We start from the raw sequence: 24,515 nt of genomic DNA, 5'->3' as shown, positions 1-24,515 counted from the left end.
GAAATGGACATGAACGCCAAGTCAAAGGTAACCGTGATCGCCAACGCCAGGATCGTGCTGGCGGACCGGGTGATCGAGCAGGGCTGGCTCGCTCTCGCCGATGGACGCATTGCCGAGATCGGTGAGGGCAGGGCGCCTGCGGGGGCAGAGGATGCCGGCGGCGATTTGATCATGCCGGGATTGATCGAGCTCCACACCGACCACCTCGAGGCGCATTACGTGCCGCGGCCAAAGGTGTTCTGGAATCCGGTCGCGGCCGTCGTCTCCTATGACGGCCAGCTCGCGACATCGGGCATCACCACGGTGTTCGATTCGCTCCGGGTCTGGCGTGAGGACGGCGCCGAGGAAGTCGACGGCCGCGCCGGCACGCTCGCCGCCGCGATCACGACCGCGCGCGATGCCGACCTGCTGCGCGCCGATCATTTCCTGCATCTGCGCTGCGAAATCCCGATGCCGAGCGTGGTCGAGGAGGCCATGGAGCTGATCGACCGTCCCGACGTGCGGCTGATGTCGCTGATGGATCACACGCCCGGCCAGCGCCAGTTCCGCGACGAAGGCAAGCTGCGCGACTATTACCGCGGCAAGGGCGGCGGCAAGACCGATGCCGAGCTCGACCAGCTGTTCGCGAAGCGTTTCGAGTATCAGAAGGCCTATGCCGCGACCAATATGCGCGAGATCGTGGCGCTGGCACATAAGTACAAGATCCCGCTGGCGAGCCATGACGATACCACCGAGGAGAACGTCGTGGACGCCGTGCGCGATGGCGTTTCGGTCGCGGAATTCCCGACCACGCTGGAGGCCGCGCGCGGCCTGCACGAGGCCGGCATCGACATCTTGATGGGCGCGCCGAACGTCGTGCGCGGCGGCTCGCATTCCGGCAACATCGCCGCGGTCGATCTCGCCCGCGAAGGCCTGCTCGATATCTTGTCGTCGGATTACATCCCCTCGAGCCTTCTGATGGCCGCGCTGCATTTGCCCGAGCACGTGCCCGCCATCAGTCTTGCGGCGGCGATCCGCACGGTCACGAAGGCGCCCGCGGAGGCGGTCGGCCTGTCCGATCGCGGCGAGATCGCGACCGGCAAGCGTGCCGATCTGATCCGCGTGCATGTCGCGGGCCACGTCCCCGCGGTCCGCAGCGTCTGGCGCGAGGGGAGCCGTGTCGCATGAGCGAGGCCGTCACCGTGGCGGAAGAAACGACGGGTGCGATCGGGCCCGGACGGCTCGTGCTCGTGGTCGGTCCCAGCGGTGCCGGCAAGGACACGCTGCTGCGGCTCGCGCGGGCAGCGAACATCGAGGATCACGACATCGTCTTCCCGCGCCGTGTCGTGACGCGGGAATCCTCCGCCGACGAGGACAATATCGCGCTGAGCTCTGACGAATTCCGGCGCGCACTCGATCACGGGGATTTCGCCGTGCATTGGGAGGCGCATGGGCATTCCTACGCGCTGCCGCTCGACATCGACGACGATATCCGCGCCGGCCGCGCCGTCGTCGCCAATGTCTCGCGCACGGTGATCGGCGCGCTGCGCGAGAAATATGCAAACGTCGTGGTGGTCGCGATCACTGCGCCCCCGGATGTGCTGGCGCAGCGGCTTGCCGCGCGCGCCCGGCACAGTGACGGCAATATCGCGGAACGGCTGACGCGCAGTGTCGACGACGCATCGGCGCAGGCCGATGTCACCATCCTCAACGCAGGCAGCGCGGAGTACCACAGTCGCCAGCTGCTGCGCGTGATCAGGAATCAGGGCTGGCACGAATAGCCCGCACAACAAGGAGACTGGAATGTCGGTGATCGAAACGGTCGAGCAGCTGGAGGCCATCTACGGCGTCACCAACGATGCCTCGACCGTGAAAGTCGCCGACCACGTCACCCCGCTCTATCGCGTCTTCATCGAAAAGGCGCCGTTCGCCGCGCTCGCCACCATCGGGCCCGAGGGGATCGACTGCTCGCCGCGCGGCGACCTTTCCGGCTTCGTCCGCATTCATGACCCGAAGACGCTGATGCTGCCGGATCGCCGCGGCAACAACCGGGTCGATTCCTTGCGCAACATCGTGCGCGATCCCAGGGTGTCGCTGATGTTCCTGATCCCCGGCTCCGGCAACGCGGTCCGCGCCAATGGCCGCGCGCATCTTTCCATCGACCCGGAGTTGCTCACTTCCTTCGAGGTCGAAGGCAAGGCGCCGCGCAGCGTCATGGTGATGACGGTCGACGAAATCTATTTCCAGTGCGCCCGCGCCATCGTCCGCTCCGACCTCTGGAATCCCGACAAGCGCATCGATCCCAAGACGCTGCCGACGCCCGGCCAGATCCTCGCCGAGATGAGCGAGAACAAGGTCGGCGGCGCCGAGTATGATCGCGCCTGGCCGGCGCGCGCCGCCGCGACGATGTGGTGATGCCTCTTCCTCTCTCCCCCTGCGGGAGAGGGTGGCTCGCCGCGACAGCGGCGAGACGGGTGAGGGGTTCTCTCCGCGCGCGACTCTCTTGCATCAGGATTCGCTGAGGCAACCCCTCATCCGGCGCTTCGCGCCACCTTCTCCCGCAAGGGGAGAAGGGAAGAGGAAGCGAGCCGCGCCCCTAATTAAACGCCATCCCGCCGCTCAGCGCGATCGTCTGGCCGGTCATGTAGGCGTTGTCGACCAGCAGCATCACGGCTTTCGCAACTTCGTCCGCGGTGCCGAAGCGGCCGAGCGGAATGCGGCTGACGAGTTGCTGCTGGCCGCTCATCATGTCGGTCTCGATCAGCGACGGCGCCACCGCGTTGACGGTGATGCCTTCCTTCACCAGTCGCGCCGCATAGCCGCGCGTCAGGCCCTCCATGCCGGCCTTGGATGCATTGTAGTGCGGTCCGATCGAGCCGGCGCCGCGCGCCGCTCCCGAGGAGATGTTGACGATGCGGCCCCAATTCCGCGCGCGCATCGACGGCAGCACGGCCTGGGTGCACAGGAAGACGGATTTCAGATTGACCAGGATGGTGCGGTCGAAATCGTCTTCGCTTAAGTCATCGACGCCGCGCGTGATGGCGATGCCGGCATTGTTGACGAGGATGTCGATCGGCCCGAGTTCGTTCGTGACTCGTTTGATCATGCTGGCCACGGCCTCGCGCTGTGATACGTCCGCAGCAACGGCAATGGCGCGGCCGCCGCGCTTGCCGATCTCATCCGCGAGTTGCTCGGCCTGTCCGATTCGCTCGCGGCAGTTGATCGCCACGGCCGCGCCGGCCTCGGCCAGCGCGCGGCAGACCGCAGCGCCGATCCCGCGCGATCCGCCGGTGACGAGCGCCGTGCGTCCCTTCGAGTCATCCGCCATGACTGGGCCCCCTCTCATTTGTCGCTTATGGAGCGGATTATACCACGGCCGGCTGCGCACTGGCGTTGAACTCATCGCGAGATGAATCCGTCTGTCAGTGCTTGCGGCGGGAGAAGCGCCCGAGCGCGACGTCCGCAAATATGGATAGCCATTTCATTGACCAATCGGGTCAATCGCTCGATATTCGCAGCATCGAAAATGCTCCTCGAGCCGAAGCCGCGACATGAGAACCGATCATCAGCGCAATCAGAACGACATGCAAGCGTGCATGACGCGGCGCTGTTTCTCGGCGGCGACCGGCGCCTGTTGTTGTTGCTGACCGCCGCCTCCTAGCAGCACGCCACCCAGCAAATCCCGAGACAGGAGCGCCGAGACCCCGGCGAATGAGCAGTCATGTCCCGAATTCAATCGAACGCTTACATCATCGAAATCCACGACCGCGCCGCCGGCATCGTCACGAGGGATACGCGCGGCTTCCGCTTCTTCTCCTCCGAGCGTCTGTTCGACAGCCTCGAGGGTCGCCAGTTCCGCTCGGCGCGCGAGGCGGAGCGCGCCGCACGCGCGGTGTTCTCCGAGCGGAGCCGGCGCGCGAACTGATCAACTCCGGCGGCGCGCCCGGGTGCGTGCCGCCTTCTTTGCGGCGGCGGAGCGAACCTTGGCGCCCTTGGTGCGGCTCGCCTTGCGCGCGGTGGCTGAACGCGACGCGGCGGATCGCTGGCTCGCGGCACGCTTGCCCTGTTTCGACAGTGCGTCGCGCGATGCGGTCGAGCGCGGCTCCTTCTTCAAGACTTCTTCGACCGCCCGCGACACGCGCGGCCGGCGTTTCGGGGTGCGCTTGCCCTGACCGACCTCATAGGCATATTTGGCGCTGCGTCGCGTCGCCTTCTTGACGCGTCCTTTTCGCGGCGGCGGGAGATCGACGCCGGCGCGGCGCGCTTCGGACAGACCGATGGCGATGGCCTGTTTCGTTGAGCGCGCGCCATGCTTGCCCTTGCGGATCTTGTTGATCTGGTCCTTGACGAATTCGCCGGCCTGCGTGGTTGCCGATTTCCCGGCACGCTTGTCTTGCCTGGCTTTGCGAATGACTTCCTGTCTTGGCATGGTCCAGTTCCCTCTGCAATTCACAGGGATGTCTGACCGCAACGCGCAAGACGGACGATTGATCCTGTCAGCTCCTGAGCGCAGCCAGCAGTTCGTCCGGACGTTCGGCCATGATCATGTGGCCGGCCCCCGGCACCACGACGGTCTTCGCATGCGGGATCGCCGCGGCAAGTGCCTTGCCGGCCTTCACCGGAGTCATCATGTCCCGCTCGCCGAGGATGAGCGTCGTGGGCACCGTCACGCTCGCGGCTGCTTGAAGCGCATTCGCGTAAGCATTGCAGGCTGATAAATCCCTGAACAGCACGCCCGGCTCGCAATGCTTCAACACGGCCTGTGCCCCGCCATGCATCCACAGGCCCGGCGCCAGGCTGCCGCCGAGCTCGGCGTTGAAGCCGAGGCCCCAGATCGAGACCATGTCGTTTGCATCCTGCGAATTGGCTTCGGCCGCCTTGAGCAGATCCGGGCCGACCGTCATGGTCGCCGCCGTGCCGATCAGGCTGAGCGCGGACACCTTGTCGGGATGCCGTGCCGCCGTCTCCAGCGAGATCAGCGATCCCATGGAGTGGCCGATCAGATGCGCCTTTGTAGCTCCGGCCGCATCGAGCAGGGCGGCCGTCCAGTCTGCCATCTCGGCGATGCTTGCTAGCGACGGACCGGGCGAACGACCGTGACCGGGCAGATCAGGCGCCAGCACGCCAAAACCGTGATGGGCGAACCAGCGCGTGTGCAGCGCCCAGGTCGAATGGTCGAAGCCGGCGCCATGGAGGAAGACGACCGCGGGCAGGGATATGTCGAAGTCGCGGCCGCCGGTTGCGACCAGCACCTCGGCGCCGTTGACGGAGAGTCTCATGGTGTCAGACCTTTTGCGAGATGCGCAGCGCCTGCGCGAGATCGTCGATGATGTCGCTTGCGGTCTCGATGCCGACCGACAGCCGCACCAGCTCCTCGCCGATGCCGGCGGCCTTGAGCTGCTCGGCGTCCATCTGCTGGTGCGTGGTCGACGCCGGGTGGATCACCAGCGTCTTGGCGTCGCCGACATTGGCGAGATGACTGATCATGCGCAGCTGCTCGATGAATTTGCGGCCCGCGGGCCGGCCGCCCTTGATGCCGAAGGAGACGATCGAGCCGGCGCCGCGCGGCAGCAGCGTCTTTGCAAGCTGGTAGTCCGTGTGGTCCTCCAGCGATGGATGCAGCACCCAATCCACGGCCTTGTTGGCCTTCAGTGCTTCCAGCACGAGGTGGGTGTTCTGGATGTGGCGGTCCATGCGCACGCCGAGCGTCTCGACGCCCTGCAACAGCTGAAACGCGTTGGTCGGCGACAGGCAGGCGCCGAAATCGCGCAGGCCTTCGGTGCGCGCGCGCATGATGAAGGCGGCGGTGCCGAACTGCTCGTCGAAGACGATGCCGTGATAGCCGCCATAGGGCTCGGTCAGCACGCCGAACTTCCCCGACGCGCGCCAGTCGAAACGGCCGCCGTCGACGATGGCGCCGCCGATCGCGATGCCGTGGCCGCCGATCCATTTGGTTGCCGAATGCATGACGATGTCGGCGCCGAGCTCGATCGGACGGCTGAGATAGGGCGTGGCAAAGGTGTTGTCGATCAGCAGCGGAATCTTCGCGTCATGCGCGATCGCCGCGACCTTCGGAATGTCCAGCACCTCCAGCCCGGGATTGCCGATGGTCTCGCCGATCACCAGCTTCGTGTTCGGCTTGATCGCCGCGCGGAAGGCGTCGAGATCGCGCGGTTTCACGAACGTTGTGGCGATGCCGAAGCGCGGCAGCGTGTGCGCCAGCAAATTGATGGTGCCGCCATAGAGCGAGCTCGACGCGACGATATGGTCGCCGGCGTTCAGGAGCGTCGCGATGGCGAGATGCAGCGCGGCCATGCCGCTCGCGGTGCAGATCGCGCCGACGCCGCCTTCCAGCGCCGCAAGCCGTTCCTCGAGCACACCCGTAGTCGGATTGGAGATGCGCGTGTAGATGTGGCCGGCGCGCTCGAGGTTGAACAGCGCGGCGGCGTGATCGGAATCCTGGAACACGTAGGACGTGGTCTGGTAGATCGGCACGGCGCGGGCGCCGGTCGTGGGATCCGGATGCTGGCCCGCATGCAGGCTCAGGGTCTCGAAGGCGGGCGGTTTTGGCGCGGGCATGCGTGGCCTCGTTGCTCGGTCGGCGGAGGCGGCTCTTGTGCCACAAAAAGGCGCGCTGCGTCAGCCCATTGACAGCGGCGCCTAGCCGCGAATGGCCTGCTCGATGATGCGCGCTTCCCGCAGCAAGATCTCCGCGACCTCCTGTTCGCGGCGCGGGCCGAGCCTCGTCCGAACGGCGGAGACGGTCATCGCGGCAGCGGGGCGGCCGTCGGGCGTCTTGATCCAGGTCGAGATCGATTTCGTGCCCTGCACGAGACCAATTTCCCTCATGCCGTATCCCAGCCGTCTTGCGGCGGTGACCTGGCCCAGCACCGTCGCAGCGTCGGTGCGGTAGGCCTCCAGCCTCTTCTCGTTGGCCGCGACGATTTTTCGCGCGTCCTGCGCCGGCATCGCGGCGAGGATGGCGACGCCCGCGCTGGAGACGCCGAGCGGTCGGCGCGCGCCGACCTCGATGGACAGCACCTGGATCGGATAGACACCGATCCTGCGATCGACGCACAGCGTGTCGTTGCCGGTCCGCACCGTCAGGAACAGCGTGTCGCCGATCTCGGTCGAGGCGCGTTGCAGCGACGGATTTGCGGCGATCAGCAGCTGCGACGGCCGGGCCCGTGCGAGTGCGAGCTCCGGCACCTGATTGCCGATCGCGTAGCGGCCGGTCCTGTCATGCCGTTCGACGATGCCTTCCTCGATCAGCACGTGGACGATGCGATGCACGGTCGGGCGGGTGAGGCCGGTCGCCCGCACCACCTCGGCCAGTGGCACGCCCTCTTCGCGGCCCGCGGCCAGAATGCGCAGCACCGCGAGCGCGCGCCGGATTGCCTGCGCGCCCTGTCGCGGCTCGGTCATGCGGCGGGTGGATTTTGCGGAAGAGGCCTTGTCCATAATATGGACAAGAACGCCACAATTTCCTCGACAGGTAAAGCGCGCATCTGGAGATTGCGCTCCGAATCGAGATGCCGTGTACGACGTCAGGCAAATCGACGTAAAATTGGAAGCGCCGCCGGGAGGTTAACATGAGATTAATCTGGATTGCCATAGCTGCCGCAGCGGCGATGTTGACGGGACCGGCGTCGGGCCAGCAATGGCCGTTGCGCAACGTCAAGCTGATCGTGCCCTATCCGGCCGGCGGCAATGTCGACAGCGCCGCGCGCATCATCGCCGACAAGCTTCAGGAAAAGCTCGGCCAGCCCTTCATCATCGAGAACAAGGCGGGTGCCGGCGGCATGATCGCGGGCGAGGCCTTCGCGAAATCCGCGCCCGATGGCTACACGCTGTTCGTCGGCGCCAACGGCCCGGTGCTGTTCGCGACCGAAATCAACAAGCGCGACGCCTACAATTGGAAGAAGGACTTCCTGCCGATCACGACGATCTCGATGACGCCGCTGGTGCTCGAGGTGCATCCGTCGGTGCAGGCGACGAATTTCAAGGAGTTCATCGATCTCGCCAAGCGCGAGCCCGGCAAGCTGACGATGGCCTCGCCCGGTCCCGGCACCACCAACCATCTGCTCAGCGAGCTGATGCAGTCCAGCCTCGACCTGCAATGGGTCACCGCGCACTATCGTGGCAATGCGCCCGCGGTCAACGATCTCCTGGGCGGGCAGGTGCAGTTCGCGTTCGACCAGCTCACGGTCAGCCTGCAGCACATCAAGGCCGGCCTGTTCCGGGCGCTGGCCGTCACCAGCCCGCACCGCCTGAAGTCGCTGCCCGACGTGCCGACCTTCGCCGAGCTTGGTTACAAGGATTTTGACGGCCAGACCTTCACCGGCCTGTTCGCGCCGGCAGGCACGCCGGCGCCCGTGATCGACAAGCTGCACGAGGCGCTGACCGCGATTCTGAAGGATCCCGCCGTGGTCGACAAGTTCGAGAAGCTCGGCGGGGAAGCCGTCGCGATGACGCCCGACGAATTCAAGGCTTATCTCGCGCGCGAGGACGCCAAATGGATTCCGATCGTGCGCAAGGCCAACATCAAGGCGGATTGATCGATGCGGATCGACCCCACCGAGCTCGGCGCCGAGCGCATCTACCGGCTGATGACCGGCATCGTGGTGCCGCGTCCGATCGCCTGGGTGACGAGCCTGTCGCGCGCGGGCGTGCTCAACCTCGCGCCGTTCAGCGCCTTCACCTTCGTTTCGCAGAAACCGCCGATGTTGGCCATCAGCGTCGGCCGCAAGGGCGCGGACTACAAGGACACCGCGCACAACATCCTCGACACCGAGGAATACGTCATCCACATCGCCGACACCCCGCTGATGCAGGCCGTGCACGACTCATCGGTCGAGCATCCGCCTGAGATCAGCGAGGTCGCGGAGCTTGGCCTTGAGACGATCGCGAGCGAGCGCATCAAGGTGCCGCGTCTTGCCATTGCACCCGTCGCGATGGAATGCCGCTTCCGGCAGTGCCTCGAATTCGGCGATGCCCGCAGCCGCCTCATCGTCGGCGAAGTCGTGATGTTCCACCTGCGCGACGGCCTCGTGAACGACGGCAAGGTCGAGACTGCGGCGCTCGATCCGATCGCGCGCATCGGCGGCCCGCGTTACGCCCGGCTCGGCGAGATCGTGACGCTGCGTGGCGTGTTCCAGACTCCCAAATCGAAAGACTGAACGCGCTGCCCCGGCCGCACCTCAAGACCATTGGAGAACGACCATGCGACTCATAAGCTATCTCCTGGACGGAGAGCCGCGCTATGGTGCCGCCATCGAAGGCGGTGTCGTCGATCTGACCCGGCGGATTGGCCGCGACTTCTCCGATGTGAGGGCGCTGATCGCGGCCAATGCGCTGGCCGACGCGCAGGAGGCCGTCGCCGGACAAAAGCCGGACTACGCGCTGGACAATCTCATGCTGCTTCCGCCGGTGCTGGCGCCGGAAAAGCTCTGGTGCATCGGCGTCAACTACGCCGAGCGCAATGCGGAGTATAAAGACAGCTCCGACCTGCCCAAATATCCCAGCCTGTTCGTGCGTAGCATGTCCTCGATGACGGGCTCCGGCCAGCCGCTGGAAAAGCCTCATGTGTCCGACCAGCTCGACTACGAAGGCGAGCTCGTCATCGTAATCGGCCAGGGCGGCCGCCACATCCCGCGCGAAAAGGCCTGGGCCCACATCTTCGGCATGACCTTGTGCAACGAGGGCACGATCCGCGACTGGCTGCGTCACGGCAAGTTCAACGTCACGCAGGGCAAGAATTTCGACCGCTCCGGCAGCATCGGTCCCTGGATCGTCACCGCGGACGAGCTCGATCCGCGCGGGCCTCATGACATCGTCACGCGCGTCAACGGCGAGGTGCGACAGCAGGACACCACCGAGCGGCTGATGTTCCCGTTCGACTTTCTGATCTCCTATCTCTCGACCTTTGCGACGCTGAAGCCCGGCGACATGATCGTGACGGGCACGCCGACCGGGGCGGGCGCCCGCTTCGACCCGCCGCGCTGGCTGAAAGTCGGTGATGTCGTCGAGGTCGAATCCAGCCGCATCGGCGTGCTGCGCAACACCGTCGCGGCGGAGAGTTAAGCCATGCTGGATACTGCCACGATCGAACGCCTTGCCGCGCGCCTCGACGAGGCCGAGCGCACCAAGACGCTGATCACGATGTTCACCAAAGACTATCCCGATTTCAGCATCGAGGATGCCTATGCCGTTCAGCGCGCCTGGACAAAACTCCAGCTCGGACGCGGCCGGGTCATCAAGGGCCACAAGATCGGCCTGACCTCGAAGGCGATGCAGAACGCGGTCGGCATTTCGGAGCCGGACTACGGCGTGCTGTTCGCCGACATGTTCTATGCCGATGCCACGCCCATTCCGTTCGACCGCTTTCACGCGCCGCGCATCGAGGTCGAGCTCGCCTTCGTGCTGAAGGCGCCGCTGCGTGGGCCCGATTGCACCATCTTCGATGTGCTCAACGCCACCGACTACGTCACGCCCGCACTGGAGATTCTGGAGACGCGCATGCACCGCGTCGATCCCGAAACGGGCAAGGCGCGAAAGGTCATGGACACGATCTCGGACAATGCGGCGAACGCCGCGCTGGTGCTCGGCGGCCGGCCGTTCCGTCCGATGGACGCGGACATGCGCTGGATCGGCGCGCTGCTGTTCCGCAACGGCGAGGTCGAGGAAACCGGGCTGGCCGCCGGCGTGCTCAACCATCCCGCCAACGGCATCGCCTGGCTCGCCAACCGCCTCGCGCCGCATGACGAGCATCTCGCCGCCGGCGAGGTGGTGCTGGCGGGATCATTCACGCGTCCAGTCGACATCCGCCGCGGCGACACTTTTCATGCCGATTATGGCGCGTTCGGCTCGGTGTCGTGCCAGTTCGTCTGAACCAACACATGAAAGGGAGCGCATCATGACCGGTCACACGCGGCGCAAGAGCATCCATATCGGCGGCTTCAAGCACGCCAACCCGATTCCGAACGCCTGCCGCATCGGCAATCTCGTGATGTCGGGCGTCATCCTCGGCCGCGACCGCGCGGGCGCGATGCCTGAGAGCCTCGACGCGCAATGCGCCAACATGTTCGCGCATATGAAGGCGACGGTTGAGGCCGCCGGCGGCACCACTGACGACATCATCAAGATGACGGTGTGGCTGAAGGATCGCACGCAGCGCGGGCCCGTGAATGTCGAATGGCTGAAGATGTTTCCGGACGAGCATTCACGCCCGGCGCGCCACGCGCTGCCGATGGACAACATGGATGGCGGCGCGCTGGTGCAGTGTGACTTCACCGCCGTAATCGACTGAGGGAGTTTCGCGCATGCCGACCTATCTGCCGTTCGACCCGAACCCGCGCCGCCCTGTCAACGCGCCGCCGCCCAAAACCGTCGACAGCCAGTTTCATGTGCTCGGCCCCATCGACAAATATCCGGAACGACCCGGTGCGGCCTATCGGATGCCGACGGCGACCTGGGAAGCGGCGCTGCGCGTGCACAAGACGCTCGGCATCGACCGCGGCATCATCGTGCAGACCACCACCTATGGCGCCGACCATGCCGTCGTGCTCGACGGTCTCGCCGCGATGGGCCCGAACTATCGCGGCTGCGCCAACGCGCTGGTGTTTGCCGAGGCGAACGATTCGTATCTCGCCAAGCTGCATGATGCTGGGGTCCGCGGCGCGCGCTTCAGCTTCCGCCAGGAGCTCGGCGCTGTGCTGTCGGATGCCGATTTCGCCCGCGCCATTGCGCGCATCCGCGAGCTCGGCTGGTACGTCAAGATCCAGCCGGAGAAGGACGGCATCATGTCGAGCGTCGCCAAATACGAGAATCTCGACGTCCCCGTGCTCATCGACCACATGGCACGGCCCGATCCGGAAGCCGGCAGGAACGATCCGAACCTGCGCAAGATGCTCGAGCTGCTCGCCAAGGGAAATTTCTGGGTGATGCTGTCGCTCGGAGAGAAGACCTCGAAGCTTGGGCCGCCCTACGACGACGTCATCCCGATCGCGCGCGCCTATATCGAGGCGGCCCTCGACCGCTGCGTCTGGGCCAGCGACTGGCCGCATCCGGTCTCGGTGAAGCAGCCGCCCAACGACGCCGATCTGCTCGAGCTGATGTACCGCTACGCGCCCGATCGGGCGGAGCTGGAGAAGATATTGGTGCACAATCCGGCAAGGCTGTTCGGCTTTCCGGATTAGGGCGACCCGTCATTGCGAGGAGCGGAGCGACGAAGCAATCCAGACTTGCTTCCGCAGAAGCACTCTGGATTGCTTCGCTGCGCTCGCAATGACGGACGCGCCATTGCCAAGTCGACCGTGCCAGACTCTGCGCTTACACCGCCAGCCGATCCCTTACCCCGGCTGCAATCTCGAACGAGCGCAGCCGCGCGGCGTGGTCGTAGATCTGCCCCGTGGTCATCAATTCGTCAGCGCTTGTCTCAGCGATCAGCGCCTTCAGCTTCTGCTCGACCGTTTCAGGCGAGCCGACCGCCGAGCACGACAGCGACTGGCCGACCATCGCCTTCTCCGCCGGCGACCACAGCGCGTCCATGTCGTCGACCGGCGGCGGCAGCGGGCCGGGCGTGCCGCGGCGCAGATTGATGAACTGCTGCTGCAGCGAGGAGAACATGCGCTGCGCGTCCGCGTCGCTGTCGGCGGCGAACACGTTGACGCCGACCATCGCGTAGGGCTTGTCGAGCTGTGCCGAGGGCTCGAACCGCGCGCGATACTCCCGCAGCGCCGGCATCATCATCTGCGGCGCGAAGTGTGAAGCGAACGCGAACGGCAGCCCGAGCATGCCTGCGAGCTGCGCGCCAAAGGTGCTGGATCCCAGGATCCACAGCGGCACCTTCGTCCCCATGCCCGGCACGGCCCGGATGGCCTGGTTCGGCTGCACGTCGCCGAGCAGCGCCTGCAGCTCCAGCACGTCCTGCGGAAAATTCTCGGAGCTGGTGGCGAGATCGCGCCGCAGCGCCCGCGCGGTGAACTGGTCGGTGCCGGGCGCCCGGCCGAGCCCGAGATCGATCCGTCCGGGATAGAGCGAGGCCAGCGTGCCGAACTGCTCGGCGATGACCAGCGGCGAATGGTTCGGCAGCATGATCCCCCCGGACCCGACCCGGATCGTCTTGGTGCCGCCCGCGACATGCCCGATCACCACCGACGTCGCCGCACTCGCGATGCCCGTCATGTTGTGATGCTCGGCCAGCCAGAAGCGCTTGTAGTCCCAGGCTTCCGAATGCTGCGCGAGATCGAGCGAGTTACGGAACGCTTGTGATGCGTCGCCGCCCTGTCGGATGGGGGCGAGGTCGAGCACGGAGAAGGGGATCATGGGCGGGTCCGGATGGAGCATGCGATGGGAACGTGACTCGACATGTAGGAGCCGGCACCGGGAATACCAGCCGAAACGATCATGGTGCTGCGCCGGCGGCTCCATTGCGTGGAGGCGAAGCCATCGCTGCGCTGAGGCATGCGGCAAATTCGCCTGCATGGAAACCGCGGGCCGCATTGCGGCGTTGCCGGCCGGTTTGATCAACGGCTACGATTTTCATTTCGGGGGCTTCCTTTGGACACATTCAACATCGGCGTTCATGTCGTTGCGCTGGCTGCGGCCTTCGCGCTCGCCGTTCCCATTGGCTGGGACCGTGAGAAGCGGGCGCGAAGCGCGGGCTTGCGCACCTTTCCGCTCGTTGCAATGGCAAGCTGCGGCTTCGTGCAGGCCAGCGAAAGCCTGCTCGTGCACTCGCCTGACGGGATGGCAAAGGTGATCGAGGGCCTCATCACCGGCATCGGCTTCATCGGCGGTGGCGCGATTCTCAAGCAGGGGAATTCGGTGCAGGGCACTGCAACGGCCGCGAGCCTCTGGGCGACCGGCGCCATCGGCGTTTCCGTCGGGCTCGGCGCTTTTGATGTCGCGGTGACGGTCGCCGTGTTCACGTTCCTGACCCTTCGCTTGTTGACGTTGGTCAAGGAAGACGACGATCACTGATGCAGGTGCGAGCGGTCCTGCGCCCGTTCACAACACCGTCATTGCGGCCCGTTGCGCCCCCCGGCCCAACTGGGCGTCGGGCGCCTGTTGTTGTACACTCACTGAGCCATTGGACGCTCGCCAGGAGGAACCGACATGACCACGGTCGTACTCAATCGCCGGAGCCTCCTCGCCGCGGGCGGCTCGATCGTCGCAACCGGCCTTTTGGCAACCGGCGTTCCCGGCCTGCTGTTGCCTGCCCGCGCGGACGGCCTTGCACCGACCGAGACAATGTCTGGCGGCGCGAACAACTACCGCAAGGGCGCGGCGATCGTGGAGCGGATCGGAAAGGGCGGCTTCTGGATGAGCGGCACCGTGCGCCGCGCCGGCGACGGGGCGCCGCTCGCAGGTCAGCGCATCCAGATCTGGGCACACACCACCGAAGGGCAGGAGCACGAGCCGCAGAGCCATGGCGCCACCCTGACTGACAAGGACGGCAAGTTCCGGCTCGAGATGCCGCAGATCATTCCCATCTTCGGCCAGCCGCATGGCCACCTCGCCTATGACAGCGGTGAGTTCAAGACGGTCTTTCTGCGGCCGATCATGCGGAGCGCAAAGGAAACCAGCCTCGAGGCGCACTTCGTCCTGCAGTCGGCCTGATCGCATTGGAGATGAAGGGGCGAAGATCGGCAAGAGCGCCCCTGATCTGGGTCGCCCTTGCCTTGGCCATTGGGGTGCCGATTGCGCTCGCTGCGGGAAGCGAACAGCTCGCATGGCGCGGCCCGGTCTACATCCTCGCCGGCTTCGCGGGGATCGTCGCGCTCGGTCTCGTGCTGGTTCAGCCTCTGCTGATCGGCGGATACCTGCCGGGACTGTCGGCCTATCGTGGCCGGCGCGCCCATCAGTGGATCGGTGGCACGCTGGTTCTGGCCGTCATGGTCCACGTCGCCGGCCTCTGGATCACCAGCCCGCCCGACATGATCGACGCCCTGACCTATACGTCACCGACGCCGTTCTCCCCCTTCGGCGTGACCGCCATGTGGGCCATCTTCACCGTCGCGCTTCTGGCGCTACTGCGCCGGCGCTTGGGATTGCGGCTGCGCAACTGGCGCATCGTCCATCTTCCCCTCGCGGTCGTCATCGTCGCAGGCAGCGTGGCCCATTGCCTGCTGATCGAGGGAACGATGGAGACGATCTCGAAGGCGGCGCTGTGCGCAGCTGTGCTTGCGGCGACCGTCAAGGTGCTGGTTGACCTCTGGAGAAGGCGAACGTTGCGCGGCGAGAGTGCGTAGGATGGGTAGAGCGAAGCGAAACCCATCGCACTTGGTCTAGGCGGAAGCATGATGGGTTTCGCAAGTGCTCTACCCATCCTACGAAAATTTCGCCGACCGCCTTGTTCCAACACGTTGAGCATCGTCAGCGCCGATCTGCTCTGCTTGCCGCAGATGGCCATGAAGATTATCCTCACGAGATGGCCGTCAGTGTCCCCGACGTGAAGGCATTCCTGCTCGCCACACCGTTCTTCGGCGGTATTCCGGATCAAAGTCTCGACCTCCTGATGTCGATGCTGGTCGAGTGCCGATTTGATACCGGAGCAACCGTCGTGACGGAGGGCGAGCCTGGACGCTCGCTGTTCATCGTCAAATCCGGTCGCCTTGCGGTCAGCAAGCGGGCGAATTCTGGGAGCATCATTCCGATTTCAGTTCTGGAGCCCGGCGATTTCTTCGGTGAAATGACGCTGATCGAAATGCAGAATCGTTCTGCCACGGTGATCGCGGAGAGTCCGACCGTGCTCTACGAGCTGACCGCCCAGAAGCTCTACGCCTGCTACAAGGCGGACATCCACGCCTATGTGATCGTCCTGCAGAACATCAATCGCGAACTCTGCCGGCGGCTTCGCCGTTCCGACGATCGCTTCACCGGACAGAAATTGGGTGAGGACAGTGCGTAGGATGGGTAGAGCACTTGCGAAACCCATCATGTTTCGCCACCGCACGATACTTCGATGGGTTTCGCTTCGCTCTACCCATCCTACGAGTTTGCGATCAAGCATGCTTGGCCACCGAACAATTCCTTAGCTGCGCCAGGACTTGACGAGGCGGGTGGCGCCTTTGGCCCCTGCAACTCCACCCAACGAGGATTCCAAGGAGCACAACGAGCGTCCAATCGCTGTGAAATGCCTCCCTGTACGCCACCTAGAAACGAGGTCCCGATCAGCATAGCCGCGAATCCGAGAACGGCTCCGCCAAGCGTGAAGCCCACCAATCGCGCGAGCAGGGCGATCAATGACGTCCGTTTCACGTCACTCATTTTTTGCGATGCCCCATTTTGTGCCCGGCTCCGGGATGATTCGCATTTGGCCAAGCATCCCTTTCCATCCACAGTTCGGACATAGAACCGCGGCTCTTTCGTCGTCGTGAGGATTTGCGCCTCCTTGATAGTCAAAGCCAGGGCTTTGACATTCTGGGCAACAACCCCCCCAATTCGCTTGACGATCTTTTCCCACGCCATTTCGACTATTCCAGATTGTCGAATTTTTGTTGCTCGCAGTGCGCTGAGAAATTCCTGTCCCAGGATTGCGTCACCGATAATGGCGAAAGGAGTACGCGCAGCCAAGGGCGACCCGTCGGGCAACACACCCGCTTCCCATAAAATCCCGTCAACCCTCCTCCATAAAAATATTCCACTTTACCGAAATTCGGAATCGCAGTATCAATCCGTCATCCCGGTCCAGGGAGAGGGGCGATCGTCCGTCGTAACGAACGTGGATTGGGGTGCGGTGGACGCGGCTGCGTCGGGCACGCGAAGGCGGGACCAGGGCGAGATAAACCTCGTGAGGCCCTGTTGCGTGCGGACGAACGGCGCCTGTGTCCGGCGAAGCCTTCGGGCGAAGCCGGATCGCTGCGTACGGCAAAATCGTGTGGTCCTGGCCGTCGTTGCTACGGTCAAGCCTTGCGGAGATGGATCGGGGCTCAACCGGGTCTTCGGCCATCGCCAATTCGCAAGGCGACGGTGACAAAAAGGAACTCGTCGCCGGGGAGAGCGCGGCATAAGCCGTCAACCCGCTGCGCAGGGAAGGCCGAGTGTTCGGCGTCACCTGTATGCTGCTGTGCGGTCTTTTGCGCTACACCTTCGCGCAGCGGACCGCGGGTACCAGCCGGCACCCGGTCTTCCCTGCGCCCTCTTCACAGAGGAGGGTCAAGGTAGAAGCAAAACTCGGGCAGCTCATGCCGCGAGAAGGCTGCTTCACGTGCGATTTGACCCAGGGAATGGTGCTGCCAGACAGGATTGAACTGTCGACCTCTCCATTACCAATGGAGTGCTCTACCACTGAGCTACGGCAGCATGTGCTGGGGTAAGAATCGGCCGCCACGAGGGGCCTACCAAGCGCGCCGATATCTGCCACAAGCCCCCCTCCTGTGCAAGCTTGCTAGCTCCGCCAAAGCGATAAAATCGGGTCGATATCGGGGCCAAAGTGCCTGTTTTGGCTCGATATGGCCGACTTTCCGCGGGTTCGGTTCCAATATCCCCACCCAACTGGCCAGTTGCCCGACGCGCCGGGTTCGATCCATTTCGATTTTCGCACGATCGGATCGCGCGGGCCTCTTGAGCTGCCTTATTCCTCGGGCATGTTATCGCCGATCGCTGTAATGGACCCCGATGGCTGACGAGAACGACAAGAGCGAGCGACAGGATTCGAGACAGGACTCGCAGCAGGCGAGGGCGTCCCGCGACGACCGGCTGAAATCGGCGCTGCGCGAAAACCTGAAGCGGCGGAAGGTGCAGGCGCGCGAACGCGCCACAAGTGTCGACCCCTCGCAGAATGAAGATGGTTCCCTAGATGAGGGGACCGCCGACAAGACCGGCGGCTAGAATCCGACGGCTGGAATTTCTTTGGAGAGCATGGACGTGGCAATGGGGCAGGACGAATCGCAACGACCCGAGAGTGACGCGCAGATGTCGCGGTTCACCCGCCCTGAACAGACCTTTCCGACGCTGACATCGGCCGAGATCGAGCGTGTCAGGCATTTCGGCGAGGTCCGCAACTATGCCGATGGGGAATTCCTGTTCGAGACCGGCAAGCCGGGGCCCGGCATGTTCGTCGTGCTGAAGGGCCACGTCGCCATCACCCAGCGCGACGGCCTTGGCCATGTGACCCCGTTGATCGACCAGGGGCCGGGGCAATTTTTGGCCGAGCTGAGCCAGCTCTCCGGACGGCCGGCGCTGGTCGACGGTCGCGCCGAAGGCGATGTCGAGACGCTGCTGTTGCCGCCGGAGCGGCTGCGCGCGCTGCTGGTCGCCGAGGCCGAGCTCGGCGAGCGCATCATGCGCGCGCTGATCCTGCGCCGGGTCAATTTGCTCCAGGGCGGCGTCGGCGGCGTCGTGCTGATCGGTCCGTCGCATTCGGCAGGCGTGGTGCGGTTGCAGGGCTTTCTCACCCGCAACGGCCAGCCGCATCATCTGCTCGATCCCGCGCGCGATCGCGACGCCGCCGACGTCATCGCGCGTTATTCGCCCAAGCCGGACGACTGGCCGCTGGTCGTCACTCCCGACGGTGCGGTGCTGCGCAATCCCGGCGAAACCGAGCTTGCGCGCGCGATCGGCATGATCGGCGGCCCGCGCAACGACCGCATCTACGACGTCGCGATCGTCGGCTCCGGGCCGGCTGGACTCGCCACCGCCGTCTATGCCGCGTCCGAAGGCCTATCGGTCGCCGTGCTCGACACCCGCGCCTTCGGCGGCCAGGCCGGAGCCAGCGCGCGCATCGAAAACTATCTCGGCTTTCCGACCGGAATTTCCGGCCAGGCCCTGACCGCACGCGCCTTCAACCAGGCACAAAAGTTCGGCGCGGAGATCATGATCCCGGTGACGGTGAAGTCGCTCGACTGCACGCGCAAAGATGGCGCATTTTCGGTGGCGCTCGACGGCTGCGACCCCCTGCATTCGCGCGCGGTGGTGGTCGCCAGCGGCGCGCGCTATCGCCGGCCCGAGATCGAGAACCTCGATAAATTCGAAGGCCGCGGCGTCTGGTATTGGGCCTCGCCGGTCGAGGCGAAGCTGTGCGCCGGCGAGGAGGTGGCGCTGGTCGGTGCCGGCAACTCGGCGGGGCAGGCCGCCGTGTTCCTCTCGGGGCACGCCAAGAAAGTGCTGATGATCATCCGCGGCGGCGGTCTCGGCGCCAGCATGTCGCGCTATCTCATCGAGCGCATCGAAGCCACGCCGAACATCGAACTGATGTTCAACACCGAGATCACGGCGCTCCAAGGCGACGAGGCCTCGCTGCTGCGGCGTATCCGCTGGAAAAGCCGGCTGTCGGCCGACGAGGACTTCGCCGACATCCGCAATCTCTTCCTGTTCGTCGGCGCCGATCCCGCCACCAACTGGCTCGACGGCTGCGGCGTGACGCTCGATCGCGGCGGCTTCGTCGTCACCGGCGCGCAGTCCGAGCAGAACCAGGGCCGGCTGGTTGCACCGCTGGAGACGTCGGTGCCCGGCGTCTACGCGGTCGGCGACGTCCGCTCCGGCTCGGTCAAGCGCGTCGGCGGTGCCATCGGCGAGGGCGCGCAGGTCGTGGCCTCCCTGCACGGCTATCTCGGCGACGCCGCAAAGCCGGCGCTTTAGTCAAGTAGAAGACACGCAGATGGCAAGGCGAATGTGACTTGCCATCCCGACGTGTCCCACGGACTATCCCCTCGTCGCGAGGCCAAACGCCCGTGGAAGAACAAAGACTCAAATGGGAGGAACCAAATGGCTGAAATCGTCGTGCTGTATAAAACGCCCACGGATGCTGCGGCCTTCGACAAGTATTATGCCGAGACCCACATTCCGCTTGCCAAGAAACTTCCCGGCCTGAAGAAGTACGCCATCAGCAAGGGGCCGGTCGGCTCCCCCGCCGGACCGTCCGGAATCCATCTGGTCGCCATTCTCACCTTCGACAGCGCGGCCGACATCCAGGCGGCATTCGGCAGCCCGGAAGGCAAGGCGACCGGCGCTGACGTGCCGAAATTCGCCAGCGGCGGCGCCGACCTGCTGATCTTCGACACCAAGGAAGTGTGAGACGTGTGCAGGGGCGCTCGCACCTCGCGAGCGCCCCCGCCTATTCGATTCAACTTTCGTTGAAAGCCTGCCGTCGTTTATGACAGCGATGCAAATAATTCAGCCATGCGTTTTCGATTCGCACGATGACGCATGGCTGCGCACGCATGTGTGACGCCAGCGCGTGTGGCAATCTGATGAGGGCCGTAATATCAATCTCCCGAACTCGATGCAGAGAATAGGAGAGATGTCATGGTTCTTGGGTTGAGCTTGCCCGCCTTCACGCTGGTTCATGTCGTCATCAGCCTGATCGGCATCGCCGCCGGCCTCGTCGTGATGTTCGGCCTGCTCGGCTCGAAGCCGATGCCGGGCCTCACCGCGATTTTCTTAGCGTTCACGATCCTCACCAGCGCCACCGGCTTCCTGTTTCCGTTCAAGGAGCTGCTGCCGTCGCATATCATCGGCATCATCTCGCTGGTCCTGCTCGCGATCGCCTGCCTCGCGCTCTACGGCATGAAGCTCGCGGGCGTCTGGCGACCGGTCTACATCGTGACCGCGATGATCTCGCTGTATTTCAACGTCTTCGTGCTGGTGATCCAGTCGTTCCTGAAGGTGCCGGCGCTCGCCGCGCTCGCGCCCGCCGTGGCGCCGGCGCCGCCCGGAGGCCCAGTGTTCGCCGTGGTGCAGGGCCTCGTGCTGGTGTTCTTCGTGGTGCTCACCATCGGCGCCTGGCGCCGCTTCAAACCGATGGCGTTCGCCTGATCATTCAAGGAGCCTGACAATGCCCACCATCACCACCAAGGACGGCGTCGAGATCTTCTACAAGGATTGGGGAAGTGGTCAGCCGATCGTTTTCAGCCATGGCTGGCCGCTGTCATCAGACGACTGGGACGCGCAGATGATGTTCTTCGTCACGCGGGGCTATCGCGTCGTCGCGCATGACCGTCGCGGCCATGGCCGTTCGTCGCAGGTCGCCGACGGCCACGACATGGATCACTATGCCGATGATCTCGCGGCCGTGACGGCCCATCTCGACCTCAAGAACGCGATCCATGTCGGCCATTCCACCGGCGGCGGTGAAGTCGTGCACTACATCGCGCGCCATGGCGAGAGCCGGGTGGCGAAGGCCGCGATCCTGTCCGCGGTGCCGCCGCTGATGCTGAAGACGGACGCCAATCCCGGCGGCCTGCCGAAGAGCGTGTTCGACGATTTCCAGGTACAGCTCGCTGCCGGCCGCGCCAGCTTCTACCGCGACATCGCGGCCGGCCCCTTCTATGGCTACAACCGTCCCGGCGCGAAGCCCTCGGAAGCGGTGATCCAGAACTGGTGGCGCCAGGGCATGATGGGCGGCGCGAAGGCCCATTACGACGGCATCGTCGCGTTTTCGCAAACCGACTTCACCGAGGATCTGAAGAAGATCAATGTGCCGGTGCTGGTGATGCACGGCGACGACGACCAGATCGTGCCTTACGCCGACTCCGCGCCGCTGTCGGCCAAGCTCTTGAAGAACGGCACGCTGAAGACCTACAAGGGTTTTCCGCACGGCATGCCGACGACGCACGCCGAGACCATCAACGCGGACCTGCTGGCGTTCTTCAAGGGGTGAGTGGCCTCACTCCAGTATCGCCCTGATCGCGTCGAAGGTGCGCTTGACGAAAGCTTCCGGCTTCTCCCGCGCCCCTCCGCCGATCCAGCTCTCGCCGCCGACGCGCATCGCGCCGGTGGCGATCATGGCGACGAGGCGTGCCTTCAACTGGTCCGATTTGGTTCTGGCGCGGTGGGCGAGCCCTTCGGCCAGCGCCCGCTCGAGCTTCTCGTATTTGAGTTGATCGCGCGCCCGAAGCGCGGGATTGTCGCGCTTGAGCCGCGACATTGCCGCGGCCTCCGCCGGATCGATCCGCTTGAGCGCCGCCGCGATCGCGTTCTCCGCCGCGGTCAGCATGGTTTCGCCCGCCGGCCGTGCAACGACCTCCGCGACCAGCGCGGCGGCGGCGCCTTCCTGCCAGGCCGCGACGACGTCCTCTTTCGAGGCGAAATAATGGAAGAAGCTGCGTCGCGACACGTCGGCAGCGGCCGCGATGTCGTCGATGGTCGTGGCCTCGAAGCCGCGCTCCAGGAAGAGTGCCATCGCCCCGCGGGTCAACCGCTCGCGGGTCGCCTGCAGCTTGCGCTGGCGCAGGCCGGTGCCAGCGGCGGATTTTGCTCCTGCCGGCAATGGCTTGGTGCGCTTGTTGACCGATTTCCCGGCGAGCTTCGAGAGCTTCAAATCATTTCACCACTTGCAAAGTTGCACCCAGTGCACATTTAGACCCGTCGCGGGCCGTTTCCCAGCCCCGACGGAGCTATGGCATGACCGACTGGACCACGGCAGACATCCCCTCCCTCAGCGGCAAGACTGCCGTCGTGACCGGAGCGACGGGCGGCCTCGGCTACGAGACGGCGATGGCGCTGGCGGGCGCCGGTGCCATTGTCATACTCACGGGGCGCAACGACACAAAGGGCCTGCGCGCGATCGATGGCATTTGCGAGCGCTTTCCCAATGCGCTGATCGCCTACGAGCATCTCGACCTCGCCAGTCTAACCTCCGTTGCCGATTTCGCCAGGCGCTTCGCGGCCGGCAACGAGCAGCTCGATCTGCTCGTCAACAATGCCGGCGTGATGGCGCTGCCGAAGCGGCAGCAGACGGCGGACGGTTTCGAGATGCAGCTCGGCACCAATTATCTCAGTCATTACGCGCTCACGGCGCAGCTGTTGCCGCAGCTTCGTCGGGCGAAGGCGGCTCGGGTCGTCAACCTCTCGAGCCTTGCGCACCGCTCCGGTTCGATCAATTTCGACGATCTGCAGGCTAAGCATTCCTATCGTCCGTGGCGGGCTTATTGCCAGTCCAAGCTCGCGATGCTGATGTTTTCGCTGGAGTTGCAGCGTCGCAGCCTCGCCGCAGGCTGGGGTCTGACGAGCCTTGCCGCACATCCCGGCTACGCGCGGACCGATCTGATTTCGAACGGGCCGGGTGGGAACACGTTCCAGTCGCGCGTGAGCCGCTGGCTGCAGCCCTTCATCAGCCAGTCTGCCGCGGAAGGCGCGCTGCCCACCTTGTTGGCGGCGACCTCGCCGGCCGCGGAGCCCGGCGGCTATTACGGTCCGAACGGGTTCTACGAATTGAAAGGGCCACCGCGTCCGGCGAAGATCATGCCGAAGGCAAAGGATTTCGCCTCGGCAGCCATGCTGTGGGATGTCTCGGCGACTTTGACCGGTGTATCCTTCGACGAGATCGCGGCCGCCGCATGAGCCCCGGGCCTGTCGGGGAGGTCCCGATGCAGATCATCATCTTCGGCGCGACCGGCATGGTCGGGCAGGGCGTCTTGCGCGAATGCCTGGTCGATGCCGGCATCGGCCGCGTGCTCGTGGTCGGCCGCAGCCCGACCGGCGTGCGCAACGCCAAGCTCACCGAGATCACGCACGGCGATTTCATGGACTACTCGGCGATCGAAACGCAGCTCACCGGCTTGGACGCATGCTTCTTCTGCCTCGGCGTCTCCTCGATCGGCATGAGCGAGGAGCGCTACCGTCAACTCACCTATGACCTCACGCTCGCAGCGGCGACCGTGCTGGCCCGGCTCAATCCACAGATGACATTCGTCTATGTCACGGGCGCCGGCACCGATTCCACCGAGCGGGGTTCGCGAATGTGGGCGCGGATCAAGGGCAAGACCGAGAACGATCTGCTCAAGCTTCCGTTCAAGGCGGCCTACATGTTCCGGCCCGGTGCGATCCAACCGCTCCACGGTGCTTGCTCCAAGACCGCGTGGGTGCAGGCCGTGTATGCGGCAACCTGGCCACTGTGGTCGGTGCTGCGCCGACTCTCGCCGCGGCTCGTCACCTCGACCGAGCAGATCGGCCGCGCCATGATCCGGGTTGCGCGGGAGGGGTATCCGCGAAAGGTGCTGGAGATGGAGGATATCAATAGCCTCTAGTCCGGTGGGGCGTTAGTTCTAGGGAAATTTCGTCGGCCGCCCGCGTTGAGCCCCGTCCGCCCGAAGCAGAAAGCGCCGTCGATGTCTCCCCAGCTCAAACTGATCGCACTCGACGCCGACGACCTCTCCGTGATCTCGGCCCACGTCCAGGACGCCCGCGTGCAGCCCTCGGACATCATCTGGCGGCAAAGCGAAAAGCGGCTGGTTGTCGGCATGAGCCGGTTGGACTGGGAGCAGACGCTGGACGGCGATGCCGAGCCGCGCAGGCTAGTGGCCGCCCTCCGTTTCGACCGCGTGCTCGCCTGCAAGTCGCGCAACATCGACCTCGACGCGCCGGACACGATCATGGACCTCGTCGGCATCGAATTCCACGGCCAGGACGCCCCCGGCGGGAGCGCGCTGCTCCTGTTTGCCCAAGGCGGCGCCATCCGCCTCGACGTCGAATGCCTGGAATGCGAGCTGACTGATCTGGGAGCGGATCAGCTGGGGACGGGGTTGGAGGCTGAAGGGGAGGGGTGAGGTGGCATGCCAAGGCCACGCATTCCGCTGTTGCCAGGATGACGC

29 protein-coding genes and 1 tRNA gene are annotated in these 24,515 nt (G+C 65.0%); 22 read left to right on the top strand and 8 right to left on the bottom strand.

The window, feature by feature from the left end; genetic code table 11:
• Nucleotides 1–9 precede the first annotated feature (9 nt).
• Genes N551_RS0103355 through N551_RS0103345 form a run of 3 tightly spaced genes read left to right on the top strand, consistent with a single transcriptional unit; the run spans nucleotide 10 to nucleotide 2,394 of the window.
• Complete coding sequence (locus N551_RS0103355; RefSeq protein WP_027565743.1) at nucleotides 10–1,167, top strand: alpha-D-ribose 1-methylphosphonate 5-triphosphate diphosphatase; 1,158 nt, start codon at nucleotides 10–12, stop codon at nucleotides 1,165–1,167.
• Complete coding sequence (gene phnN / locus N551_RS0103350; RefSeq protein ID WP_027565742.1) at nucleotides 1,164–1,760, top strand: phosphonate metabolism protein/1,5-bisphosphokinase (PRPP-forming) PhnN; 597 nt, start codon at nucleotides 1,164–1,166, stop codon at nucleotides 1,758–1,760. The genes N551_RS0103355 and phnN overlap by 4 nt, the downstream gene beginning before the upstream one ends.
• Nucleotides 1,761–1,782: 22 nt before the next feature.
• Complete coding sequence (locus N551_RS0103345; RefSeq protein WP_027565741.1) at nucleotides 1,783–2,394, top strand: pyridoxamine 5'-phosphate oxidase family protein; 612 nt, start codon at nucleotides 1,783–1,785, stop codon at nucleotides 2,392–2,394.
• A 181-nt stretch (nucleotides 2,395–2,575) separates the two neighbouring features.
• Here the strand turns inward: N551_RS0103345 and N551_RS0103340 are convergent, their stop codons facing one another.
• Complete coding sequence (locus N551_RS0103340; RefSeq protein ID WP_027565740.1) at nucleotides 2,576–3,307, bottom strand: SDR family NAD(P)-dependent oxidoreductase; 732 nt, start codon at nucleotides 3,305–3,307, stop codon at nucleotides 2,576–2,578.
• 393 nt (nucleotides 3,308–3,700) lie between these two features.
• Between N551_RS0103340 and N551_RS0103330 the strand changes: the two genes are divergently transcribed.
• Nucleotides 3,701–3,904, top strand: a complete 204-nt coding sequence (locus tag N551_RS0103330) for a hypothetical protein (RefSeq protein ID WP_027565739.1) — start codon at nucleotides 3,701–3,703, stop codon at nucleotides 3,902–3,904.
• Here N551_RS0103330 and N551_RS0103325 read toward each other — a convergent pair whose 3' ends face one another.
• From N551_RS0103325 to N551_RS0103310, 4 genes are all read right to left on the bottom strand, one after another.
• Nucleotides 3,905–4,408 (bottom strand): DUF6496 domain-containing protein, encoded by a 504-nt coding sequence (locus tag N551_RS0103325; protein WP_027565738.1) that lies wholly within the window; start codon nucleotides 4,406–4,408, stop codon nucleotides 3,905–3,907.
• Nucleotides 4,409–4,475: 67 nt separating this feature from the next.
• A complete protein-coding gene (locus N551_RS0103320; RefSeq protein WP_027565737.1) occupies nucleotides 4,476–5,258 on the bottom strand; it encodes an alpha/beta fold hydrolase in 783 nt (260 codons plus the stop codon).
• A 4-nt stretch (nucleotides 5,259–5,262) separates the two neighbouring features.
• Complete coding sequence (locus N551_RS0103315) at nucleotides 5,263–6,558, bottom strand: O-acetylhomoserine aminocarboxypropyltransferase (protein WP_027565736.1); 1,296 nt, start codon at nucleotides 6,556–6,558, stop codon at nucleotides 5,263–5,265.
• Between the two features lie 81 nt (nucleotides 6,559–6,639).
• A complete protein-coding gene (locus tag N551_RS0103310; RefSeq protein ID WP_027565735.1) occupies nucleotides 6,640–7,440 on the bottom strand; it encodes an IclR family transcriptional regulator in 801 nt (266 codons plus the stop codon).
• 131 nt (nucleotides 7,441–7,571) lie between these two features.
• Here N551_RS0103310 and N551_RS0103305 point away from each other — a divergent pair, with 131 nt between their 5' ends.
• The 6 genes from N551_RS0103305 to N551_RS0103280 are packed head-to-tail and all read left to right on the top strand — an operon-like array spanning nucleotide 7,572 to nucleotide 12,176.
• Nucleotides 7,572–8,537 (top strand): tripartite tricarboxylate transporter substrate binding protein, encoded by a 966-nt coding sequence (locus N551_RS0103305; RefSeq protein ID WP_027565734.1) that lies wholly within the window; start codon nucleotides 7,572–7,574, stop codon nucleotides 8,535–8,537.
• Nucleotides 8,538–8,540: 3 nt separating this feature from the next.
• Nucleotides 8,541–9,158 carry a flavin reductase family protein gene (locus N551_RS0103300; protein WP_027565733.1) on the top strand — a complete coding sequence of 206 codons (618 nt, stop codon included), beginning with the start codon at nucleotides 8,541–8,543 and terminating at the stop codon, nucleotides 9,156–9,158.
• A 43-nt stretch (nucleotides 9,159–9,201) separates the two neighbouring features.
• Complete coding sequence (locus N551_RS37710; protein WP_027565732.1) at nucleotides 9,202–10,062, top strand: fumarylacetoacetate hydrolase family protein; 861 nt, start codon at nucleotides 9,202–9,204, stop codon at nucleotides 10,060–10,062.
• 3 nt (nucleotides 10,063–10,065) lie between these two features.
• On the top strand, nucleotides 10,066–10,869 hold the full coding sequence (gene hpaH / locus N551_RS37705; protein ID WP_027565731.1) for a 2-oxo-hept-4-ene-1,7-dioate hydratase: 804 nt from the start codon (nucleotides 10,066–10,068) through the stop codon (nucleotides 10,867–10,869).
• Nucleotides 10,870–10,894: 25 nt separating this feature from the next.
• Nucleotides 10,895–11,287, top strand: coding sequence for a RidA family protein (locus tag N551_RS0103285; RefSeq protein ID WP_027565730.1), 393 nt, complete (start codon nucleotides 10,895–10,897; stop codon nucleotides 11,285–11,287).
• A gap of 13 nt (nucleotides 11,288–11,300) precedes the next feature.
• Nucleotides 11,301–12,176: an amidohydrolase gene (locus N551_RS0103280; RefSeq protein ID WP_027565729.1), complete on the top strand. Its 876-nt coding sequence runs from the start codon at nucleotides 11,301–11,303 to the stop codon at nucleotides 12,174–12,176.
• Between the two features lie 133 nt (nucleotides 12,177–12,309).
• Here the strand turns inward: N551_RS0103280 and N551_RS0103275 are convergent, their stop codons facing one another.
• Nucleotides 12,310–13,305, bottom strand: a complete 996-nt coding sequence (locus N551_RS0103275; protein ID WP_027565728.1) for an LLM class flavin-dependent oxidoreductase — start codon at nucleotides 13,303–13,305, stop codon at nucleotides 12,310–12,312.
• A 234-nt stretch (nucleotides 13,306–13,539) separates the two neighbouring features.
• Between N551_RS0103275 and N551_RS0103270 the strand changes: the two genes are divergently transcribed.
• From N551_RS0103270 to N551_RS0103255, 4 genes are all read left to right on the top strand, one after another.
• A complete protein-coding gene (locus tag N551_RS0103270) occupies nucleotides 13,540–13,962 on the top strand; it encodes an MgtC/SapB family protein (protein WP_027565727.1) in 423 nt (140 codons plus the stop codon).
• A 135-nt stretch (nucleotides 13,963–14,097) separates the two neighbouring features.
• Nucleotides 14,098–14,601: a twin-arginine translocation pathway signal gene (locus N551_RS0103265; protein WP_027565726.1), complete on the top strand. Its 504-nt coding sequence runs from the start codon at nucleotides 14,098–14,100 to the stop codon at nucleotides 14,599–14,601.
• Nucleotides 14,602–14,612: 11 nt separating this feature from the next.
• Nucleotides 14,613–15,233, top strand: a complete 621-nt coding sequence (locus N551_RS0103260) for a ferric reductase-like transmembrane domain-containing protein (RefSeq protein ID WP_027565725.1) — start codon at nucleotides 14,613–14,615, stop codon at nucleotides 15,231–15,233.
• A gap of 179 nt (nucleotides 15,234–15,412) precedes the next feature.
• Nucleotides 15,413–15,892: a Crp/Fnr family transcriptional regulator gene (locus tag N551_RS0103255; RefSeq protein WP_027565724.1), complete on the top strand. Its 480-nt coding sequence runs from the start codon at nucleotides 15,413–15,415 to the stop codon at nucleotides 15,890–15,892.
• A gap of 1,319 nt (nucleotides 15,893–17,211) precedes the next feature.
• Here N551_RS0103255 and N551_RS0103250 read toward each other — a convergent pair.
• Nucleotides 17,212–17,286: transfer RNA gene (locus tag N551_RS0103250), tRNA-Thr, on the bottom strand.
• Nucleotides 17,287–17,601: 315 nt separating this feature from the next.
• On the opposite strand from N551_RS0103250, the gene N551_RS0103245 reads away from it, so the two are divergent.
• The 5 genes from N551_RS0103245 to N551_RS0103225 all read left to right on the top strand — a co-directional run bounded on the left by N551_RS0103245 (nucleotide 17,602) and on the right by N551_RS0103225 (nucleotide 21,583).
• A complete protein-coding gene (locus N551_RS0103245; protein ID WP_027565723.1) occupies nucleotides 17,602–17,814 on the top strand; it encodes a hypothetical protein in 213 nt (70 codons plus the stop codon).
• A 42-nt stretch (nucleotides 17,815–17,856) separates the two neighbouring features.
• A complete protein-coding gene (locus N551_RS0103240) occupies nucleotides 17,857–19,563 on the top strand; it encodes an FAD-dependent oxidoreductase (protein ID WP_027565722.1) in 1,707 nt (568 codons plus the stop codon).
• A 126-nt stretch (nucleotides 19,564–19,689) separates the two neighbouring features.
• Entirely contained in the window at nucleotides 19,690–19,998 is a 309-nt protein-coding gene (locus N551_RS0103235) for an EthD family reductase (protein WP_027565721.1), read from the top strand.
• Between the two features lie 231 nt (nucleotides 19,999–20,229).
• Nucleotides 20,230–20,739, top strand: coding sequence for a hypothetical protein (locus N551_RS0103230; RefSeq protein ID WP_027565720.1), 510 nt, complete (start codon nucleotides 20,230–20,232; stop codon nucleotides 20,737–20,739).
• A gap of 19 nt (nucleotides 20,740–20,758) precedes the next feature.
• The gene (locus N551_RS0103225) at nucleotides 20,759–21,583 is read left to right on the top strand and encodes an alpha/beta fold hydrolase (protein WP_027565719.1); all 825 of its coding nucleotides are present in this window, start codon (nucleotides 20,759–20,761) and stop codon (nucleotides 21,581–21,583) included.
• Between the two features lie 6 nt (nucleotides 21,584–21,589).
• On the opposite strand, the gene N551_RS0103220 is transcribed toward N551_RS0103225, so the two are convergent.
• Nucleotides 21,590–22,243, bottom strand: a complete 654-nt coding sequence (locus N551_RS0103220; protein WP_027565718.1) for a TetR/AcrR family transcriptional regulator — start codon at nucleotides 22,241–22,243, stop codon at nucleotides 21,590–21,592.
• Between the two features lie 83 nt (nucleotides 22,244–22,326).
• Between N551_RS0103220 and N551_RS0103215 the strand changes: the two genes are divergently transcribed.
• The 3 genes from N551_RS0103215 (at nucleotide 22,327) to N551_RS0103205 (ending at nucleotide 24,470) form a co-directional block, all read left to right on the top strand.
• On the top strand, nucleotides 22,327–23,265 hold the full coding sequence (locus tag N551_RS0103215; protein WP_027565717.1) for an SDR family oxidoreductase: 939 nt from the start codon (nucleotides 22,327–22,329) through the stop codon (nucleotides 23,263–23,265).
• A gap of 26 nt (nucleotides 23,266–23,291) precedes the next feature.
• The gene (locus N551_RS0103210) at nucleotides 23,292–23,951 is read left to right on the top strand and encodes an NAD(P)H-binding protein (protein ID WP_027565716.1); all 660 of its coding nucleotides are present in this window, start codon (nucleotides 23,292–23,294) and stop codon (nucleotides 23,949–23,951) included.
• An 81-nt stretch (nucleotides 23,952–24,032) separates the two neighbouring features.
• Nucleotides 24,033–24,470, top strand: coding sequence for a DUF2948 family protein (locus tag N551_RS0103205; protein WP_027565715.1), 438 nt, complete (start codon nucleotides 24,033–24,035; stop codon nucleotides 24,468–24,470).
• Nucleotides 24,471–24,515 lie beyond the last annotated feature (45 nt).

Origin of the sequence: Bradyrhizobium sp. URHA0013 (genome assembly GCF_000518345.1) — a bacterium.
In the GTDB taxonomy this organism is placed as follows: domain Bacteria; phylum Pseudomonadota; class Alphaproteobacteria; order Rhizobiales; family Xanthobacteraceae; genus Bradyrhizobium.
The sequence above is the reverse complement of the archived record's forward strand: the minus strand, read 5'-3'. Positions and strand labels throughout refer to the sequence as shown.

What these genes read in the sequence shown, in the direction of transcription:
- N551_RS0103355 (WP_027565743.1), top strand. Translation starts at nt 10, where the DNA reads ATGAACGCCAAGTCAAAGGTAACCGTGATCGCCAACGCCAGGATCGTG.
- phnN (WP_027565742.1), top strand. Translation starts at nt 1,164, where the DNA reads ATGAGCGAGGCCGTCACCGTGGCGGAAGAAACGACGGGTGCGATCGGG.
- N551_RS0103345 (WP_027565741.1), top strand. Translation starts at nt 1,783, where the DNA reads ATGTCGGTGATCGAAACGGTCGAGCAGCTGGAGGCCATCTACGGCGTC.
- N551_RS0103340 (WP_027565740.1), bottom strand. Translation starts at nt 3,307, where the DNA reads ATGGCGGATGACTCGAAGGGACGCACGGCGCTCGTCACCGGCGGATCG.
- N551_RS0103330 (WP_027565739.1), top strand. Translation starts at nt 3,701, where the DNA reads ATGTCCCGAATTCAATCGAACGCTTACATCATCGAAATCCACGACCGC.
- N551_RS0103325 (WP_027565738.1), bottom strand. Translation starts at nt 4,408, where the DNA reads ATGCCAAGACAGGAAGTCATTCGCAAAGCCAGGCAAGACAAGCGTGCC.
- N551_RS0103320 (WP_027565737.1), bottom strand. Translation starts at nt 5,258, where the DNA reads ATGAGACTCTCCGTCAACGGCGCCGAGGTGCTGGTCGCAACCGGCGGC.
- N551_RS0103315 (WP_027565736.1), bottom strand. Translation starts at nt 6,558, where the DNA reads ATGCCCGCGCCAAAACCGCCCGCCTTCGAGACCCTGAGCCTGCATGCG.
- N551_RS0103310 (WP_027565735.1), bottom strand. Translation starts at nt 7,440, where the DNA reads ATGGACAAGGCCTCTTCCGCAAAATCCACCCGCCGCATGACCGAGCCG.
- N551_RS0103305 (WP_027565734.1), top strand. Translation starts at nt 7,572, where the DNA reads ATGAGATTAATCTGGATTGCCATAGCTGCCGCAGCGGCGATGTTGACG.
- N551_RS0103300 (WP_027565733.1), top strand. Translation starts at nt 8,541, where the DNA reads ATGCGGATCGACCCCACCGAGCTCGGCGCCGAGCGCATCTACCGGCTG.
- N551_RS37710 (WP_027565732.1), top strand. Translation starts at nt 9,202, where the DNA reads ATGCGACTCATAAGCTATCTCCTGGACGGAGAGCCGCGCTATGGTGCC.
- hpaH (WP_027565731.1), top strand. Translation starts at nt 10,066, where the DNA reads ATGCTGGATACTGCCACGATCGAACGCCTTGCCGCGCGCCTCGACGAG.
- N551_RS0103285 (WP_027565730.1), top strand. Translation starts at nt 10,895, where the DNA reads ATGACCGGTCACACGCGGCGCAAGAGCATCCATATCGGCGGCTTCAAG.
- N551_RS0103280 (WP_027565729.1), top strand. Translation starts at nt 11,301, where the DNA reads ATGCCGACCTATCTGCCGTTCGACCCGAACCCGCGCCGCCCTGTCAAC.
- N551_RS0103275 (WP_027565728.1), bottom strand. Translation starts at nt 13,305, where the DNA reads ATGATCCCCTTCTCCGTGCTCGACCTCGCCCCCATCCGACAGGGCGGC.
- N551_RS0103265 (WP_027565726.1), top strand. Translation starts at nt 14,098, where the DNA reads ATGACCACGGTCGTACTCAATCGCCGGAGCCTCCTCGCCGCGGGCGGC.
- N551_RS0103260 (WP_027565725.1), top strand. Translation starts at nt 14,613, where the DNA reads ATGAAGGGGCGAAGATCGGCAAGAGCGCCCCTGATCTGGGTCGCCCTT.
- N551_RS0103255 (WP_027565724.1), top strand. Translation starts at nt 15,413, where the DNA reads ATGGCCGTCAGTGTCCCCGACGTGAAGGCATTCCTGCTCGCCACACCG.
- N551_RS0103245 (WP_027565723.1), top strand. Translation starts at nt 17,602, where the DNA reads ATGGCTGACGAGAACGACAAGAGCGAGCGACAGGATTCGAGACAGGAC.
- N551_RS0103240 (WP_027565722.1), top strand. Translation starts at nt 17,857, where the DNA reads ATGGGGCAGGACGAATCGCAACGACCCGAGAGTGACGCGCAGATGTCG.
- N551_RS0103235 (WP_027565721.1), top strand. Translation starts at nt 19,690, where the DNA reads ATGGCTGAAATCGTCGTGCTGTATAAAACGCCCACGGATGCTGCGGCC.
- N551_RS0103230 (WP_027565720.1), top strand. Translation starts at nt 20,230, where the DNA reads ATGGTTCTTGGGTTGAGCTTGCCCGCCTTCACGCTGGTTCATGTCGTC.
- N551_RS0103225 (WP_027565719.1), top strand. Translation starts at nt 20,759, where the DNA reads ATGCCCACCATCACCACCAAGGACGGCGTCGAGATCTTCTACAAGGAT.
- N551_RS0103215 (WP_027565717.1), top strand. Translation starts at nt 22,327, where the DNA reads ATGACCGACTGGACCACGGCAGACATCCCCTCCCTCAGCGGCAAGACT.
- N551_RS0103210 (WP_027565716.1), top strand. Translation starts at nt 23,292, where the DNA reads ATGCAGATCATCATCTTCGGCGCGACCGGCATGGTCGGGCAGGGCGTC.
- N551_RS0103205 (WP_027565715.1), top strand. Translation starts at nt 24,033, where the DNA reads ATGTCTCCCCAGCTCAAACTGATCGCACTCGACGCCGACGACCTCTCC.